This window comes from Pseudomonas sp. GV105, from assembly GCF_003058185.1.
GTDB lineage: Bacteria > Pseudomonadota > Gammaproteobacteria > Pseudomonadales > Pseudomonadaceae > Aquipseudomonas > Aquipseudomonas veronii.
Genome location: NZ_QBUF01000008.1, coordinates 123,366 through 141,009 on the forward strand (window position 1 = coordinate 123,366; position 17,644 = coordinate 141,009).

Here is a 17,644-nt window from a genome sequence, read left to right on the forward strand (position 1 = left end):
CACGCTCATTGGTGTGCCCCTTTTTCACGGATGACCTGTTGCAGGCCTTCGATCACTTCCTCGGTGCGGGCACAGGCGGCGCGCTCCAGGACTTTGGAAATACTCGGTGAGCCTTCGCCACCGGTCACGCGCTGGATCGGCTGGTCGAGCCAGTCGAAGCAACGGCGCTGCAGTTCGTCGGCCAGCCAACCGCCATAGGACGTCCCTCGGGCGCCCTGCTCGACGATCAGCACATTATTGGTCTTGCGAATACTCGCCTCGACCGTGGCCCAGTCGAAGCTGGCGCGGTCGAGGAAACGCAGGTCAATGACTTCGGCATCGATGCCGGTCTGCTCCACGGCTTCCAGGGAGTGTCCGACCATGCTCAGGTACGTGAGGATGGTCAGGTCACGGCCTTCTCGGCGCACGGCGGCGGTCCCGAATGGAATCTGATAGTCCAAGTCGTCCACCGGCACTTCGCCGCTGTGGCTGTACAGGTCGACGTGCTCGATCACCAGTACCGGGTCCTTGCAGGCCAACGCGGTGTTCATCAGGCCGATGTAGTCGAACGGCGTGGACGCGGCAACGATGCGCCAGCCCGGGTTGGTGACGTAGATGCCGGCCGGGTCCATGGAATGCTGCGAGCCGTAGCCGGTGCCCATGGCGATCTTGGTGCGCAGCACCAGCGGCACGTCACTCTGCCCGCCGAACATGTGCCGCGCCTTGCCGATCTGGTTGAACACCTGGTCGGCGGCGACCCACATGAAGTCGGGGTACATGAACTCCACCACCGGTTTGAAACGCCCGTCCAACGCCATGCCGCCACCCAGCCCGCAGAAGGCGTTCTCGCTGATCGGGGTACCGAGAATGCGCTGCGGAAAACGCTCTTTCAGGCCGCGCGTGGCGCCGTTGGTACCGCCCTTGAGACGGTGTACGTCCTCACCCATGACCACGATGCTGTCATCGGTTTCCATGCGCCGGTTCATCACGTCGGCGATGGCATCGATGAACTTGCGTTGCTGCAGGCCGCCGCGATAGGTCGCCAGTTCACAGGTCCGGGCCGTGGCCAGTTCACTGAGGTCGCCACGAATCCCGACATCGCGAAAGTCCGGCGAAGGCCACAACTGGGGACGGATCCGTCGCTTGCCCGGTTTGCCCGCCGGGTCGGCTTCAAGCAATTCAGCCGCCGCCTGGGCCATGGCCAGCTTGATGGTTTCACGCAGATCGGCCAGGCCGGCGTCGTCGATCAGGTCGCGCTTTTTCATTTCGCGGGCCAGGCGTTCCAGCGGATCACGGGCGCGCCAGCTCTGCTCTTCTTCCTTGCTGCGGTAACCGAATGCGCTGCCGGGAAACGGACCGTTCTGATGGAAGAACCGGTACACATCGGCCTCGATGACGGTCGGTCCGTTGCCGGCGCGCATGTGCGCCAGGGCTTGCTGCATGGCCAGGTAAACCGCCAGCGGGTCCATGCCGTCGACCTTCCAGCTCGGAATATTGAAACCCAGCCCGCGTGCCGACAGGCGCGGCTCGGCAGTGGCTTCCTCAACCGTGGTGGACACCGCGTACAGGTTGTTCTCGATGAAGAAACACAGCGGCAGTTTCCAGGCCGCCGCCAGGTTCATGGTCTCCAGCACCGAACCGATGTTCACCGCGCCGTCACCGAAATAGGTGACCGCCACGGTGTCGGTCCCGGCATGCCGGTGTGCCCAGGCGGCACCGGCCGCCAGCGGCACACCACCGCCCACAATGGCGTTGGTCCCCAGGGCGCCGGCCTCGGCCCACTGCAGGTGCATCGAACCGCCCCGGCCTTTGCAGAACCCTTGGGCCAGGCCGAGAATTTCCGCCAGGGTACGTTGCAGCAGATCCTGGATGGGTGCAGTGACCGGCGCTTTCGGGTCGATACCCTCGGGCATCAGGTAGACCAACGCCTTGGCCAGGAACTGGTGATGACCACGGTGCGAGCCGTTGACTTCATCCGCCGCGCCCAGCGCAACGATCGAACCTACCGCGCCCCCTTCCTGACCGATGCTCGAATGCGCCGGACCATGCACCAGGCCTTCTCCGGCCAGTTCCAGCACGGTCTCCTCGAAGGCGCGGATCAGGTGCAACTGGCTGAGCATCGTGCCCAGCAACGCAGGGTCGGCCTGCTTCCAGTCGGCATCGGTGGAACTGAGCTCGACCCACGGCGAGGCCGGCGACAAGGCAACACTTTTCGGCATTTCACTTCTCCACAAAGAACTCGAATCGACGGGCCACGGCGGGCCGCCACAACGAAGGCGAACTAGAAACCGTTGGCGGTCCAGCCGCCGTCCGACACGTAGATCTGCCCGGTGATGAACGTCGCGCTGCTGGACGCCAGGAACAGCGCCAGCTCGGCCATCTCGCCCGGCTCACCGAGGCGTTGCAACGGCGTGCGCTTGCGCAGGGCCTCGACGTCCAGGCGTCCGGCCCGTTGCAGTTCTTCCACCAACGGTGTGCGGGTATAGCCAGGGCCGATGGCGTTCATGCGGATGCCATGGCGGGCCCATTCCACTGCCAGGCACTTGGTCATAGAGACCACGGCGGCCTTGGTCGCGCAGTACGCCGTGCGATCGGCGGAGTGGGACACGCCCCACATCGACGAGGTGTTGATGATCACGCCCGCCTGCTGCTCGATCATGTGCCGGGCCGCCGCCTGGGCGCAGAAGAACACGCTGTTGAAGTTGATCTCGACGGCCCGACGCCATTCGGCCGGGCTGATATCGAGCGACGGTTTGTTGATCGATACGCCGGCGTTGTTAAGCAGCACGTCGATACGCCCGAAACAGGCCTTGGCGTGGGCAAAGGCCGCTTCAACCGCGTCTTCGTCAGCAACCGAAGCCTGGAAGCATTCGACTCGACTATTGGGGAAGGCTTCCTGCAACTCGCCCTTGGCGTCGGCCATGGCTTGAGCGTTGATATCGATCAGCAGCAAGTGCGCGCCGTTGCGAGCAAAACCTTTGGCGAGTGCCAAGCCGATACCGCTGCCACCACCGGTGACCACCACCACCTTGTCATGGATGCCGGCATAGGCGCTGTGCTGGAAAACAGCCGTTTCAGGCTGTGGTTGTACGGACGCAGGTGCTGAGCTATCTGAGTAGGACATGAGGTTCTCACTTATTTTTGTAGCTGGTCATACATTTAAAACAACTTGTCTGACCAGCTCAGAAAAACTAACCCGCACTGCGGGGTCTGTCAAAGGAAATTGTTACCGGAATAGTCGGCATATCGATCAGAACAGCGCCAGGCTGTAGCTGACGATAAGTCGGTTATCGTCGACTGACGGACCGAAACTGGAACGCACCATGGCGTTTCTCCAGCGCAGGCCCAGGTTCTTCAGCGCGCCGCTCTGGATCACATAGGACACGTCAAAATCGCGCTCCCATTCCTTGCCGTCGTTGCTGCCCGCCACCAGTACGTTGTCGCCACTGACGTAACGCACGAAGGTCGTCAGCCCTGGCACCCCCATGGCGGCAAAGTTGTAGTCGTATCGCAGCTGCCAGGCTTTCTCTTGGGCGGAGGCGAAATTGCGCACCTGGATATCACTGGGCAGCACGGTGGTGGTCGGGCTTAGCCAGATGGTCCCGTCTTCGCCGTACATGCGCTGCCAGGCGGCCATCAGCGTGTGCCCGCCATGTGCCGCGCTGAGGGTGCTGTAGAACGAGCGGTTGTCGATTTTGCCGGCCTTGGCCTGGCCTTGTTCCTCGGAGTCGAGCAGGCCGACGGTGGTCCCAAGCGTCCAGGCACCGACCGGTTGCTTGTGGGCGAACTGGACTAAGCGTTGGCGATAGATATCCTCCAGTTCTGCGCCCCAGAGGCCGAGCATGGTCCGCTCCTGGTTGAAGCGGTACTCGCCACCCAGGTAGTTGTAGCGGTCGGACGTGGCGAACGAGCGGCCATCAATAAACAGGTCTTCGCGGTTACTGGAGTTGCGCTGAGTGAATGAGCGCATCTGCCCGGCATTGAGGGTCAGCCCGGTGATTTCTTTCGAAGTCAGCATCGCCCCCTGAAAGGTTTGCGGCAGCAACCGCGCATCGTTGTACTGGAGGATGGGCAGGCTCGGCAGCAGCTCCCCGACTTTCAGCTCGGTCTTCGACAGTTTCAGTTTGAGCGCAGCGCCCAGGCTGGAGAAATCATCCGCCGAGCCTTTGCCGTCCGCCGGCAACAACAGGCTGCCAGCACGCCCACTGCCGCTGTCGAGTTTGACCCCGAGACGGCCGATCAGATCGACGCCGACACCCACGGTGCCTTGGGTGTAGCCGGACTGTGCGTTAAGCAGAAAGCCCTGCGCCCACTCCTCGCTCTTGGCCTGGGCGGCACCGCTGTCGCGAAAGTCACGGTTGAAGTAGAAGTTGCGCATCAGCACGTTGGCCGTTGCACCTTCGATAAAGCCCTGCTCCTGGGCCAGGACCAGGCCCGGCAAGACGCTGAGCAACAGCAGGGGTTGTACGGTGATGTAGTTAGGCAGGCTCATTTTTATTGTTTTTCCCGGTGGATTTAAAACGCAGAACCCCCTGGCAAGCACACGTGCTGCCACACAATCGGGGGGGAAATTGGCAGGCGAACCTGCCGGGTTGAACATGCTGGCGGTCGGTCTAGACCGCCAACCATTCCTTCATCAAATTCGCATCGTCGGTCAGCGCCTGCGGCGTGCCCTCGAAGACAATCCGCCCATGCCCCATCACGCAGACTCGCGACGAGACCTTAAGCGCGATGGTCAGCTTCTGTTCCACCAGCAGGATCGAAACCCCACGTCGGTGGATCTCGCGAATAGCCTCGGCGACCACCGCCACAATCTTCGGCGCCAGGCCTTCGGTGGGTTCATCGATCAGCAGCACTCTGGGGCAGCCCAGCAACGACCGGCACAGGGTGAGCATCTGCTGTTCGCCCCCCGAAAGGTTGCCCGCGCCAGTGTTACGGCGCTCGCGCAGCCGCGGGAAAAACTCGAACATCTGCTCGACGGTCCACGCAGTGGCGCCGTCGGTGGGCGCTTGCTGGCCCATGCGCAGGTTTTCCTCGACGCTGAGGTTGGCGAAGACCTCACGTTCCTCCGGGACGAACCCGATGCCGGCACGGCTGATGCGATAGGGGCGCAGCCCGGTCAACTCGCGCCCGGCCAACTGCACGCTGCCGGCACTGGGCGGCACCAGGCCCATGACCGCTTTCATGGTGGTCGAGCGCCCGGCGCCGTTGCGCCCGAGCAGGCTCACCACCTCGTTGTGACCGATGTGCAGATCGACCCCATGCAATACATGGCTCTTGCCGTAATGCACATGCAGGTCGCTGATCGACAGCAGGTTTTGCGAAGTAGGGTTCATGCACATTGCTCCTCACCCAGGTAGGCTTCCTGCACCCGACGATCTGCGCGGATCTGGTCCGGTGTACCGGTGGCGATGACTTCGCCGTAGACCAGCACACTGATGCGGTCGCACAGGGAGAACACCACGTCCATGTCATGTTCGACGATCAGCAGCGAACGCCCCTGGGTCACCTCGCGGATCAGGTTCAGGGCGTAATCGGTTTCTTCATGGGACATGCCCGCCATCGGCTCGTCGAGCAAGATCACCCGAGGGTCACAGGCCAGGGTCATGCCGATCTCCAAGGCGCGCTGTTCGGAGTAAGAGAGTTCGGCCGCGCACACCGTTTGCTTGTCCTGTAGCCGCACCTGTTCGAGCAGTTGCTCAGTCTGCTCGCGCACCTCGGGGTAACGCTGCACGGAGCGCCAGAAGTGGTATTGCATCCGGTGCTTGCGCATCACCGCGATGCGCAGGTTTTCGAACACCGAGAGCCCGGGAAAAATGTTGGTGATCTGGAACGAGCGCGACAACCCCAGGTGATTGATGTGCTGTGGCGAGTAGCCCTGGATCGCTTCCGCGCCCAGGAGGATCTGCCCGCTACTGGGCTGCAACTGCCCGGAGATCAGATGGAACAAGGTCGATTTGCCGGCCCCGTTGGGACCGATCACCGCATGACGTTCACCGGCACGCAATTCAAGCTGCGCACCCCGAATGATGTGAGCCTCGCCAAACGACTTATGCACATCGCGTAACTGCAGGATCGCATCGCTCATGGTTGTTCTCCTTCGACCCGAGGCCTGAGTGCGGCGGCGTTGACCACCGGTTCGTCATCCAGCAGGCGCAGCCATTGGTGGCGGGCCAGTTTCAGGACCAACAGCCCGGCCACCCCCAAGAGCAACGGCGTGGCCCAGGTCAGCAGCGCGCCCGGCAGCCATTCGCGGCCGAACAGGCTGATCGCCGGCCAGGCTTGGTCCGTCATCAACAGGGCCTGATAGTCCTGGCTGAATACGCGTTGCAACGTCTCGATCAAAAACACCACCGCCAGGCTCAACACCCCAGCGCCAAGCAGCGCCGAGAACGCCGCCGGGATGATCGCCAGCCAACCGCGCCGACGGATCTGCGCGCTCCAGCACAGCACCAGCCCGGCCAGGCCGCTGGGCATGAACATCATCACCAGTACGAACAACAGGCCCTGATACAGCAACCAGGATTGCGTGAGGTCAGAGGCGGCGTTGCCAAAGAACGTCATCAGGGCAGCGCCGAGCACCGGCCCGAGGAACACGTTGACGCCGCCGATGTAGGTGTTGAGTACCACTTCGGCAGAAAAACGCATGTCGAACAGCACGTAGTTGGCCGACTCCAGGTTCAGTGCTTGCAAGCCACCGGCAATACCGGCAAACATCGCCGACAAGGCAAACACCAGCACTCGCAAGCGGTGAACGTTGTAGCCCAGGAACTGCAGGCGGTGGCCGTTCTCGCGCAAGGCGAACGTCAGGCGCCCCATGGGCGTCAGCGTGAAGGCGTAGAGCAAGGCAATCGACAGCACCACCCAACCCAGCGTCAGGTAATACACTTGGGTCGCGTCACCGAAATCCAGGCCCCAGGCAGGGGCGCGCATGGACGAAATACCCGCCTCGCCGCCAAACAGCGTATTCAGGTGCGGGGCCAGGGAATGCAGCAACTCGGCCAGCGCCAGGGTGATCATGGAGAAGTAGACGCCCGCCCGTTTAGTGGCGAACCAACCGGCGCAGAGGCCGCAGATAAAGCCGCCCATGGCACCGATCAGCGGCAGCAACGGTGTCGGCAGCAGGCCTTGACCATTGAGCGCACTCATCGCATGCAATGTAGCGAACGACCCCACGCCGAAGTACGCCGCATGACCGAACGAAAGCATGCCGCCCTGCCCGCACAACAAGTTGAAGGCACAGGCAAACAAGGCCGCGATAAGCATCTGGATGGCCGCGTTGACCATCGCCGCCGGCAGGATGGCGGGCAGCACCAGCAGGGCCAGCAACAGCACCGCCAGGAGGATATTCGTCAGTTTCATGGTTTACCCCTTCTCGCCCATCAACCCGGACGGCCGGATCAGCAAAATCAGCAGCATCAGCGCAAACGGAATGGTTGCCGCCACACTGGATACCTTGAGGGTCATCAACCCGCCCATCTGCTGCGCCCAGTCACCTGCCCCCAGCAAACCCAGGAGTGAAGCCAGGCTGAGGTCCACACCCACTGCGAACGAAGAAATCAGCCCGATCAGCAGCGACGCGATCATGGCCCCGGCCATCGAACCCAGGCCGCCAACCACCACCACGACAAACACGATGACCCCCAGCTCCAGGGCCATGTTCGGGTTGGTGGTGTAGAACGCCCCAGCCAGAGCCCCGGCCAGGCCGGCCAGTGCCGCGCCGATGCCGAACACGGCCATGAACACCAGCGGGACGTTGTGCCCCAGGGCCTCGGCCATTTGTGGACGATGAATCGCCGCCCGCACCACGATGCCGACCCGAGTGCGGGTCAACAGCAGGTAGATCAGGCCGAACACCAGCAGCGAGACCACACCCATCAACAAGCGATAGAACGGATAGTCGGTGCTGAACACCTGGAAGGCGGCAAAGTTGAGGAACTCTGGAACTCGGTATTCGACGGAAAAGTTGCCGTAAAACAACTTGATCAGTTCAGCAATGATGAACGTCAGGCCGAAGGTGAGCAGCAGTTCATGAGCATGGCCATGTTTGTGTACGCGGCGCAGGAAGAAGCGCTCGACGATCACGCCGAGCAGGCCCACGAGCACGGTCGAGAGCACTACCGCAGTCGTGAAGCCGACAACCTTCTGCAGGGTGTAGGCCAGGTAGGCGCCCACCATATAGAAGGAGGCATGGGCGAAATTGAGCACGCCCATCATGCCGAAAATCAGCGTCAGGCCGGCGGAAACCATAAACAGCAGCAGGCCGTAGATCACGCCGTTAAGCAGTGAAACTGTGAGAAATTCCATAGGCGACTCCAGCGTTCGCGATGGGCAGGAAGGCGTGCCGCTCGGCACGCCAGGCGGCGTCACTCGGGTCGTTGCATCCGGCAGGCATCCTGGACAGGCGCTGCGGCTTGATCGGCACTGAACGACTTGATCGGCACAAAGCCCATGTCGGTGCCGTCAACCTTGTAGCGCGCCTCCTTCGACACCACCGACACCACGAACGGCATCAGCAGTTGGTGATCCTCGGCACGCATCCGCACGTCACCCAATGGGTTGCGGTCGCTGGCCTGTTCCAGGGCCAGGGCGAAACTGCGGGTATTGAGACGGCCATCTTCGGCCGGCAGCTTCTTCAGCACATTGCCGACCATCTGCAAGGCAAATACCGTCTGTGGCTCGATGTAGGCTGGCAGGTGCCCGGTCTTGGCCTGATACTCGCTGGCAAATTTTTCGCCCTGCTCGCCCGCCGCCTCAATGTTGAACGGGTGGGAAACGTAGTGCCCCAGCGCGACATCGCCGGCGTTGGCGAGGTTGCCCGGCTGATCGAGAAAGGCCGTGCCGAAGCGCAGCTTCAGGCCGGCGGCGCGGCTGGCTTTCATCAGCAGCAACAGGTCGTTGCCCCAGTTGCCGGTCAGCACGGTTTCTGCGCCGGAGGCCTGGATGCGAGCGATATAGGGCGAAAAATCCTGCACCTTCTGCGTGTCGTGCAGGCTTTTACCCACCAACTGATAACCGCCAGCCGCGGCGTTTTCAGTGATGGATTTTTCCATGTCCTGGCCCCAGCTGTAGTTCTGGTTCATGGAATAGACTTTGCTGCCCAGGGTGCCCGCCTCTTTCATTGCCGCGACCAGGGTCTTGACCCGGATCGGTGCGTTACCGTTGAAGCGGAAGTGATAGAAGTGGCATTTGCTGCCGGTCAGTTCAAGCGCTTCACCGCCGACGTTGAGGAACACCACCTCCTTGCCCTTATTGCGCAGGTTGTACTTGCGCACGTCTTCGGTGATCTGCCCGGCAGCCACTGACGAAGCCCCTTGGACAATCATTTGCGCGCCGCTGCCAATGGCGGCCTTGAGTTTCTCGGAGGCGCCCGCGGGGGTCCCCTGGCTGTCGAACTCGAGGAGCTGGATCGGTTCGCCGTTCCAACCGCCCTCGGCATTCAGCCGTTCGATCTGAAAACGCGTGGCGGCGCGGAACATTTGCCCGGTGGCGGCCGACGGCCCCGACAGGGTCTCGACCAACGCCACTTTCAAAGGATCAGCGCAGGCGATACCGGCGAACAGGGTCGTGCCGAGGGTGAGCAGACGCAGCGTGGTCTTGGTGTGCATGGAAACCTCGAATTTTTATTGTTATTTGCAATCTGGTAGTACATCAGCAAGTACATGTCTGACCAGTTGGCGAAAATTACGTCAAGCCTGCCGCGAAGTCAAAGCACTCCTACCACGTTTTATGCATTTATTTTTTATAAATGCACCTGCGGGCCTTTAAAACAGACAACTCCACCCTGGATTATTTTTTCAAACACTTGTAAGACCACAGCTCAATCCGTCACTATCAACAGCTCATCACATCAATGCCCGTACCCGTGCTGCCCCCTGGCAGAGGACCGAACCATGAAAAGCGACAACGCGCACCCCAACCAGCCCCTGCCCATGGAAATCGTTCACTGGCTCAGTGGCGAGATCCAATCCGGGCGGCTGGCCACCGGCGATCAACTGCCCAGCGAACGGCAACTGTGCGAACAGTTTTCGGTCAGCCGGGCGGTGGTGCGCGAAGCCTTGTCGCAGCTCAAGTTCGAAGAGCTGATCACCACTCAGCAAGGCAAGGGTGCCTTCGTCGCCAAGCGCGGCGAGCGCCATGCGTTTCGCTTGAAAGCAGTCTCGCTGGGTGAAGGGGACGCATTGCTGCATATCCTCGAATTCCTGATCACCATTGAAGTGGGCGCCACGCGCCTGGCAGCCTTGCGCCACACCCCCGAAGACCTGAAGAAGATTCGCCAGGCACTGGTTGGTATGGAATACGCCATGGTCAATGATCAACTGGGGGACGAAGAAGACTATGCCTTCCACCAGGCGATTGTCGCGGCCACGCACAACCCGCATTTCAAATCGCTCAACGAGTACCTCGACCACAGCGTCCGGCGCCTGATTCGCGAAGCTCGCAGCAACACCGCCGAAATCTACAACGAGCTGATCCAGGACGTGCAGGACGAGCACCAGGCCATCTTCCAGGCCATCCAGGCCCGTGATCCGGTGTTGGCCGGCGAAGCCGCCGAGCGCCATCTGCGCAATGCCGCCAAGCGGATGAACATGTACCTGCAGGCCTGATTCCCGGCAGCACCCTTGACACCGAAAAGCGAAGCCTTCTACCATCCTGTCAGACAACAATAAAATATGTCAGACAGGTTACTGCTCATGAGTTCTATCAGCGCACTGTTACAAGCATTGGCTTCATTGATCCGCACCTCCGACACCCCTCCTGCCCTCGGCACGACCGCCCACCCTGCGGTATTCCAGCTTCCACTCGATCCCTTTTTCGGCCCGGCTCTTTATGAGAAGCGCCTCGGCACGACCGCCCGTACCCACTCCTACCGTTGAGGTTTCCCATGCACATCAGTGGCCAGACGCAACTGATCGGCATCGTTGCCGATCCGATCGCCCATGTAAAAACTCCGCAAGTGATCAACCACAGTGCTGCCAACCAGGGCCTCGACCTGGTCTGCGTGCCGCTGCACGTGCAAGGGTCGAACCTGCACAAGGTGCTGCTCGGCGTATCCGGCATCGCCAATCTGCACGGCCTGGTAGTGACCATCCCGTACAAGGAAAGCATCGTTGAATACTGCGACGAACTGACCGAGACCGCACGCCAGGTCGGCTCGGTCAACGCGGTGCGGATCGACCCCGAGAGCGGCCGCTTGATCGGTGGCAACTTCGACGGCGAAGGCATGCTCGCCGGGCTGCATCAGCAAGGTCATAGGCTGGAAGGCAAACGCGTGCTGCTGGTGGGCGCCGGTGGCGCCGGCAAGTCGATCGCCGCAGCGATTGCCCGGCAGGAACCGGCACGGCTAGCGATCTACAATCGCTCCCCTGCCCGCGCCGAAGCCCTGTTGGAACGCCTGAAAACGCAGTTCCCCAAGGTCGAGCTAAGCACCAGCGACGGCAATGCGCAGGACTTCGACGTGATCATCAACGCCACCTCCCTGGGCCTCAGGGACGACGATGCCCTGCCGCTGGACCCCAGCACTCTGCGGGCTGATGCCCTGGTCTGCGAAGCCGTGATGCGCGCCGGCGACACCCCCCTGTTGGCCGCGGCTCGGCTGCGCGGCTGCCGCGTTCACCATGGACAACACATGATCTATGGCCAGATCGTGCAGATCTGTCGTTTTCTCGGCGTTGACCTGCAACACGAACATCTGGCGCGCATTCTCGGCCCATGAACCCAGGCACTCTTTCGGAGACAACGACCATGTACGATTTCAACAATCGCGTCCTGCTGCTGACGGGTGCCAACGGTGGCATCGGCCGCGAAGTGGCAAGGCTGTTCTATCAGTACGGCGCCTCGATGGTGCTCGCCGACCTGGACGGCGACGGCCTGGCGGATTTCGCCCGGGAACTGGACGCCAGCGGCGAGCGCGTCGCCACCCTGCGGATGAATGCGGCCGACCCTGCCGATTCGGCCAAGGCTGTGCAACTGGCCGTCGAACGCTTCGGCGGCATCGACTTCCTGGTGCCATCGGCCGGTTTGTACCAGTCGCAGCCGATTCGCCAAATGACCGATGAGCAATGGCGCCAAACGCTGGGCATCAACCTCGACGGCGTGTTCTACCTGTGCCAGCGGGCAATCCCGGTACTGCGTGCCAACAGCGCAATCGTCAACCTAACCTCGGTGGCCGCACATCGGGGGGCGTTCTCTAACGCGCACTATGGCGCCTCCAAGGGCGGCCTACTGAGCCTGACCCGCGCCCTGGCGCGGGAGTTGGGGCCGCAGACCCGGGTGAACGCGGTGTCCCCCGGGATCATCGAAACCCCGATGACCCAGCACCTGATCGCGAGCCGCGGCAGCGATTCGGTGGAGCAGACCCCGCTCAAACGCCTGGGTCAACCGAGCGAAATCGCCTCGGTGATCGCCTTTCTATGCAGCAACGGCTCAAGTTTCATGACCGGCGAAGTACTGCACGTGAACGGCGGACTGTACATCGCCGGATGAGCCTTGCGCGCCTCGTTTTTTTGCCCGTTGAGCGGTCAAGCGAGAAATGAGCGCGCGCCCTTCAGGGGCGCGGGCTCATGGGGCCAGCGGCCGCACTTACGCGCTGGCAACCTGCAAAGAGCTACGCACCTTGCCTGGGCTGCTGCCGGTGATGCGCCGAAACCAATGACCAAAGGAATCCCCCGACGCAAATCCCAGGTGCTGCGCCAGGGTCTCGTTGGAGTGTTCGCCTGCCAGGCCTCGGTATGCCTCCACGAGGAGCAGGCGGTTGTGCCAGTCCGTGTAGCGCAATCCGGTATCCTTGCGAAACAGCCGCGCCAGCGTCCGCTCCGTAGCGCCTACCTCGTGCCCCCATTCGGTCAGGCTCTTGCGCATCCCAGGCCTGGCGATCAGTTGCTCGGCCACACGCTTGAGCCGTGCGTCGCTCGGCAAAGGCAGGACCATGTTGCTGGGCACCCGCTCTTCGATCTCCTCGAACAACAACTGCAACATGCAGGCGCGCCGTTGTTCGCAAAGCGGTCGAGTGCCCTGCTCGGCCAACCGCTCGCACAGGGCGATGATCAGCGGGGATGCATCGATCAGCTTGACGCTCGGGGAGATGTGTTTGCACAGGTCAGGGTCAAGGTACAAGACCGTGAGGTCTACCGGGTTATACGCCTCGCCCGAGTGCAAGGTCTGTGGCGGAATCCAGACCGCCATTCCCGGTTTGAGCAACCAGCGTTGCTCGATGGCGTTGCCATGAAGCACACCGTTTTTGACTAACACAAACTGCCCGAAGGGGTGTTGATGAGCATGACGCTCCGCCTCGGGCAGCTTGGTTAGCTGCCGTTCAACAACCAGTGCGGTGTGATCCAGGTCGACGAAACTCATTGCGACTCTGCTTACCCTTTCTGCGGTCCACCGCGCGCAGGCAGCTTGAAGGCAAAGAGTAAACCGAGTGCCATCAAAAGACCAAGCAACAGGAACGTGTCCGGGTAGGACTGGTCTGGCGGCAGGTACAACGCAACAGCCACCAGTGCATTGACGCCAAACGCCGCGCCAAGGTTGCGCAGAAACTGCACCGTGGAGGTATAGGCTCCCAACTGATCAGGCGGGGCGCTGTTCTGTGCGAGTACCAGGGTCGTTGTGGCTGTAAAGCCCATACCCAGCCCGACCAGAATCTGACCGACGCCCATCAGCAGCCACTGCGAGCAGTGCAACCCCGCAGCCACCCCCAGACAACCGAGCATCAGCATGGCCATCCCAACGATAGCCATGGACTTGAACCCGACATTCGCCAGACGCTTGCCACAGACGGTGGCACCGCCTACCCAGCCCAACGCGACCAGCATGATCAGCCCGCCGGTCGACAATGCGCTGCCCGGCGAATGGCTCAGGGCAATTGGCAACACGCTGACCGTGGCGTACAAGCCGATACTGGAGATCACCACCAACGCCATGACCGCTCCCAGTGCAGGCCGTTCAAAGAAACCAAACGGCACTGGGCTACCGGCAGGTACCTGACGCACGCGAGCTATCAGCGCGACCAGACTGATGAGCACCACAAACGCCAGCGTCGCTATCGGGTATGGGATCATATCCAGACGCTGACTGCTCAACATGAACAGCCCCGCACAAGCAGCAATGGCCAAAAGGCCCTGCGCTATCGGGTCGACCGTCCTGGTCGATTGACCTCGACCGATAGCAGGTGTGAAACACAACACCGCCAATGCCAAACAGCCCAGCGGCAGATTGAGCCAGAATACCCAGCGCCAACTCAGGGTGTTGCCCAGCACCGTACCGGCAACCGGGCCCAACACAGCCGCCAGCCCCCAGACACTGCTGAGCATGCCCTGCATGCTGGCACGCTTGGGCCCGTCGAAGAGCGACGCCAGCATCGAGTAGGAAAGAACGATGATGCCACCCGCCCCGACGCCTTGCAGCGCTCTGCCGGCAATCAGCATGACCATGCTCTGGCTAGCGGCAACCAGCGCCGACGCGGCGATGAAGATCAGCAGGCTGACCTTCATCATCGACGAAACCCCGAACCGATCCGCCAGTGCGCCGGCCAGCGGGGCAATGAGTGCCAGGGGTAGCAGGAAGCCTGAGACCACCCAGGGATAGAGCGTCGCGTCCTGCATTTGCGCATTGATCTGCGCCAGTACCGTGCTGACAGCAGTACTGTCCATCGCCGCGAGAAACAACACGACGAGCACCGCCAGAACGCTCAGCGAGCGTTGGCGCTGCACATGATCATTCTCATCTCGCAAAGAGGCGCGAGTAACACTCTTCATAACCGATCCCTTCATGGCATTTACCTGGGATCAGGTTACGTAACCGCCTGGATGAGCGAAATGTTCCGTCAAGACAACTCATCGACTGAAACGGACGAGAACCATCAGCGGTGCCTCTTCGCGATCCGCACTGCGACGTTGTCAGCTCGCCCTTTGATGCGTGCCGACGCAGAGGACTTCGAGCAATACCTGCTCCAGAATGTCGAAGAAACATCTGATGTGCGCCTGTTTCAACGCCTGAGGCCGGGTTACCAGATAGACCTCCATCTCTGGAAGTTCCAGCTCCGGGAACAACTCCGTCAGGCCCTTCGCCAGAATACGCGGCAGTACAGCCACGCCCATGCCTTGCCGCACCGACTCCAGTTGGACGGCGAACGAGTTCACGCTGATTTGCGCACGGTCCAGGCCCGCAGCCTTTGCGGCACGCATTTGAGGCAACATATCCAGCGGAGGAAGCAAGGCGATGTTGACCGCCGTAGCCAGGGTCACCCCGGGAGATCGCTTCAGGTACCCGGCCTCAGCGAAGACGCCATAGGCGAGCTTGCCGATGGGTCGATAAATCAACGATGGCTCGCCCAGGTGCGCTGTGCGTATGGCGATATCCGCCACCCCGCGGACGATCTTGTGAAAGTCGGTGGCGACCAGTAACTCCACGGAACAGCGCGGATGCAGGGCCGTAAACCGGCTCGCGGCGTCCAACACACAAGAAGAAAACCCCTCGCCGGCACTGACCAGCACGCTGCCACATAGCGCTGCGTGTTCCCCGGACAACTCCGCCGCCGTCTGACGCCTCAAGCCCGCCTCTGCTGCCACCGCGACGTCCACCAGGGCTTGGCCCCGCGAGGTCAACCAGCAGCCTTCAACGCCGCGCTCAACGAGCGGCTCACCCAGGGCCGCTTCCAGCTGGGTCAGGCGACGGGACACGGTAGACGCCGCGATCCCCAGCAGTTGGCCAGCTTGAAGAAAACTGCCACGCCGCGAGACCGCCAACAGCAGACGAAGATCGTCCCAATTTGCCTGCAACGCCATACCTCCCATCCTCCAGGGTTTGCATATATGCAAAGCCATTATGCAGTAGTCGCTGTTTTTCAGGCGCAGCCTCAACGGTATATCTACCGGCCTTCGAAACGACTGGAATGAAATGTATGACTATGGACCCCATGCGCAACGCATTCGTCACTGGCGCAACCGGCTTGCTGGGCAACAACCTGGTGCGGGAACTGGTCGCACACGGCTACGCCGTCAAAGCCCTGGTCCGCTCACGGGCCAAGGGTGAGCAGCAGTTCAACGACCTGCCGAGCGTGGAACTGGTCGTTGGCGATATGGCCGACACCGACGCGTTCGCAACATCGTTGCAAGGCTGCGATACGGTGTTTCATACCGCAGCGTTCTTTCGCGATAACTACAAGGGCGGCAGCCACTGGGAAGCGCTCGAAAAGATCAATGTCGCCGGTACGCAAGCCCTGCTTCACCAGGCCTATCGCGCGGGGGTCCGCCGCTTCGTGCATACCTCGTCGATTGCCGTGCTCGACGGAGCCCCCGGCACCTCTATCGACGAGACATGCCTGCGGGCCGAAGCCGATGCGGATGACTACTACCGCAGCAAGATCCTCGCCGAGCGTGTCGTCTTGACGTTCCTTGAAACCCATCCCCAAATGCATGCCTGCATGGTGCTGCCCGGCTGGATGTGGGGCCCGGGCGATATGGGCCCGACCTCCTCCGGACAATTGGTCAAGGACGTGATCAACGGCAAGTTACCCGGGCTGATCCCCGGCACCTTCTCCGTGGTCGATGCCCGCGATGTGGCATGTGCCCAGATCGCCGCCGCCAAACATGGGCGGCGAGGAGAGCGCTACCTCGCGGCCGGTCGCAACTTGACCATGCGCCAGTTGGTACCTGTGCTGGGGCGTATCGCGGGCGTCAAAACCCCTGTTCGGCAACTGCCAGTACCCGCGCTGTACCTGTTGGCGGCGGTGCAGGAGGTTTACGCGCGCGTTACCGGCAAGCCTATTTTGCTGAGCATGGCGACGTTGCGCCTATTGATACGAGAGGAGCACCGTACCTGTTTTAACCACCACAAGAGCGAACAGGAGCTTGGCCTGAGTTTTCGAGTGCTGGAGCAGACCGTTTCTGACACTGTGGCGTGGTATCGGAAACATGGCGTGGTTAAGCCAAACAAGGACGAAAACACACGATGAGCAAAACCATCATCCTGATGCGTCACGGCCAGCCCAAGATGGCCGCGCGCGAAAGAATCTCAATGTTCGAGATGAAAGACTGGATCGAGCAATACAACCGATCCGAAATCATCCGCCATCCGGCTCCGGACGCCAGCCAGCAACTCGCCGCAGCCGCCACCCTGGTTGTTTCAAGCAGCGCGCCTCGTGCGCTGACCTCGGTCGAGGTGCTCGGGCTGAAGCCTGCTGTCGTCGACGCGCTTTTCTGCGAAGCGCAACTGCCTTATGGCCGTTGGCGACTGCCCCGGCTATCGCCGTTTACCTGGGCATTTATCTTCCGGGTCTTATGGCTGTGCGGTTACTCACGCAATATCGAATCCGCTGGCGCCGCAAGGTTGCGCGCCAACACGGCCGCTCAACGACTGCAGTCCCTCGCCGGTGAAGGGCCGGTTCTGCTGCTCGGTCATGGCGTGATGAATCGAATGATCGCCAAACACCTGCTCGCAGACGGTTGGACCCGCCAACAGCACAATGGCAGCCAATATTGGAGCGCGACGGTATACCAATACGCTGGTGTATAGACGGTGATCGGCTGAGCGCACGCAACCGTCCAGGTGGCACACCGCCCTGATACAGTGTCTTTGCTACGCGTGTGAAGTGCAGTGCTTCGGCTACGGCCAAAAGGAGCCTCACTCTCAGAAGCGCGGACAACGCTCCCGTTATGCCTGG

17 protein-coding genes are annotated in these 17,644 nt (G+C 61.6%); 6 read left to right on the forward strand and 11 right to left on the reverse strand.

Going from position 1 to position 17,644, the window contains the following annotated elements:
- Positions 1-5: 5 nt before the first annotated feature.
- From C8K66_RS17130 to C8K66_RS17165, 8 genes are all read right to left on the reverse strand, one after another.
- On the reverse strand, positions 6-2,198 hold the full coding sequence (locus C8K66_RS17130; protein WP_057005097.1) for a thiamine pyrophosphate-dependent enzyme: 2,193 nt from the start codon (positions 2,196-2,198) through the stop codon (positions 6-8).
- A 62-nt stretch (positions 2,199-2,260) separates the two neighbouring features.
- Entirely contained in the window at positions 2,261-3,103 is an 843-nt protein-coding gene (locus C8K66_RS17135; protein ID WP_079444744.1) for an SDR family NAD(P)-dependent oxidoreductase, read from the reverse strand.
- A gap of 126 nt (positions 3,104-3,229) precedes the next feature.
- Positions 3,230-4,477, reverse strand: a complete 1,248-nt coding sequence (locus tag C8K66_RS17140; RefSeq protein ID WP_371928143.1) for an OprD family porin — start codon at positions 4,475-4,477, stop codon at positions 3,230-3,232.
- A gap of 115 nt (positions 4,478-4,592) precedes the next feature.
- A complete protein-coding gene (locus C8K66_RS17145) occupies positions 4,593-5,315 on the reverse strand; it encodes an ABC transporter ATP-binding protein (protein ID WP_046382008.1) in 723 nt (240 codons plus the stop codon).
- Positions 5,312-6,067 (reverse strand): ABC transporter ATP-binding protein, encoded by a 756-nt coding sequence (locus C8K66_RS17150; protein ID WP_046382007.1) that lies wholly within the window; start codon positions 6,065-6,067, stop codon positions 5,312-5,314. Before C8K66_RS17150 ends, C8K66_RS17145 begins: the two co-directional genes overlap by 4 nt.
- On the reverse strand, positions 6,064-7,341 hold the full coding sequence (locus C8K66_RS17155; RefSeq protein ID WP_108525485.1) for a branched-chain amino acid ABC transporter permease: 1,278 nt from the start codon (positions 7,339-7,341) through the stop codon (positions 6,064-6,066). Before C8K66_RS17155 ends, C8K66_RS17150 begins: the two co-directional genes overlap by 4 nt.
- Positions 7,342-7,344: 3 nt before the next feature.
- Entirely contained in the window at positions 7,345-8,286 is a 942-nt protein-coding gene (locus C8K66_RS17160; RefSeq protein ID WP_046382005.1) for a branched-chain amino acid ABC transporter permease, read from the reverse strand.
- A gap of 59 nt (positions 8,287-8,345) precedes the next feature.
- A complete protein-coding gene (locus C8K66_RS17165; RefSeq protein WP_079444747.1) occupies positions 8,346-9,587 on the reverse strand; it encodes a branched-chain amino acid ABC transporter substrate-binding protein in 1,242 nt (413 codons plus the stop codon).
- 285 nt (positions 9,588-9,872) lie between these two features.
- Here C8K66_RS17165 and C8K66_RS17170 point away from each other — a divergent pair, with 285 nt between their 5' ends.
- The 4 genes from C8K66_RS17170 to C8K66_RS17180 all read left to right on the forward strand — a co-directional run bounded on the left by C8K66_RS17170 (position 9,873) and on the right by C8K66_RS17180 (position 12,465).
- Complete coding sequence (locus C8K66_RS17170; protein ID WP_046382004.1) at positions 9,873-10,586, forward strand: FadR/GntR family transcriptional regulator; 714 nt, start codon at positions 9,873-9,875, stop codon at positions 10,584-10,586.
- 87 nt (positions 10,587-10,673) lie between these two features.
- Complete coding sequence (locus C8K66_RS30625) at positions 10,674-10,856, forward strand: hypothetical protein (RefSeq protein ID WP_126587246.1); 183 nt, start codon at positions 10,674-10,676, stop codon at positions 10,854-10,856.
- A gap of 8 nt (positions 10,857-10,864) precedes the next feature.
- Positions 10,865-11,695 (forward strand): shikimate dehydrogenase, encoded by an 831-nt coding sequence (locus tag C8K66_RS17175; RefSeq protein WP_108525487.1) that lies wholly within the window; start codon positions 10,865-10,867, stop codon positions 11,693-11,695.
- A gap of 29 nt (positions 11,696-11,724) precedes the next feature.
- Complete coding sequence (locus tag C8K66_RS17180; protein WP_046382002.1) at positions 11,725-12,465, forward strand: SDR family NAD(P)-dependent oxidoreductase; 741 nt, start codon at positions 11,725-11,727, stop codon at positions 12,463-12,465.
- A 96-nt stretch (positions 12,466-12,561) separates the two neighbouring features.
- Here the strand turns inward: C8K66_RS17180 and C8K66_RS17185 are convergent, their stop codons facing one another.
- The 3 genes from C8K66_RS17185 to C8K66_RS17195 form a co-directional block, all read right to left on the reverse strand.
- On the reverse strand, positions 12,562-13,335 hold the full coding sequence (locus C8K66_RS17185) for an AraC family transcriptional regulator (RefSeq protein WP_046382001.1): 774 nt from the start codon (positions 13,333-13,335) through the stop codon (positions 12,562-12,564).
- A gap of 11 nt (positions 13,336-13,346) precedes the next feature.
- On the reverse strand, positions 13,347-14,753 hold the full coding sequence (locus C8K66_RS17190) for an MFS transporter (RefSeq protein ID WP_256590949.1): 1,407 nt from the start codon (positions 14,751-14,753) through the stop codon (positions 13,347-13,349).
- Between the two features lie 126 nt (positions 14,754-14,879).
- Positions 14,880-15,767, reverse strand: a complete 888-nt coding sequence (locus tag C8K66_RS17195; RefSeq protein WP_017847335.1) for a LysR family transcriptional regulator — start codon at positions 15,765-15,767, stop codon at positions 14,880-14,882.
- A 131-nt stretch (positions 15,768-15,898) separates the two neighbouring features.
- Here C8K66_RS17195 and C8K66_RS17200 point away from each other — a divergent pair, with 131 nt between their 5' ends.
- Together C8K66_RS17200 and C8K66_RS17205 are read left to right on the forward strand one after the other, a co-directional pair.
- Entirely contained in the window at positions 15,899-16,936 is a 1,038-nt protein-coding gene (locus C8K66_RS17200; RefSeq protein ID WP_108525573.1) for an SDR family oxidoreductase, read from the forward strand.
- Positions 16,933-17,496, forward strand: a complete 564-nt coding sequence (locus tag C8K66_RS17205; protein WP_017847333.1) for a histidine phosphatase family protein — start codon at positions 16,933-16,935, stop codon at positions 17,494-17,496. Before C8K66_RS17200 ends, C8K66_RS17205 begins: the two co-directional genes overlap by 4 nt.
- Positions 17,497-17,644 lie beyond the last annotated feature (148 nt).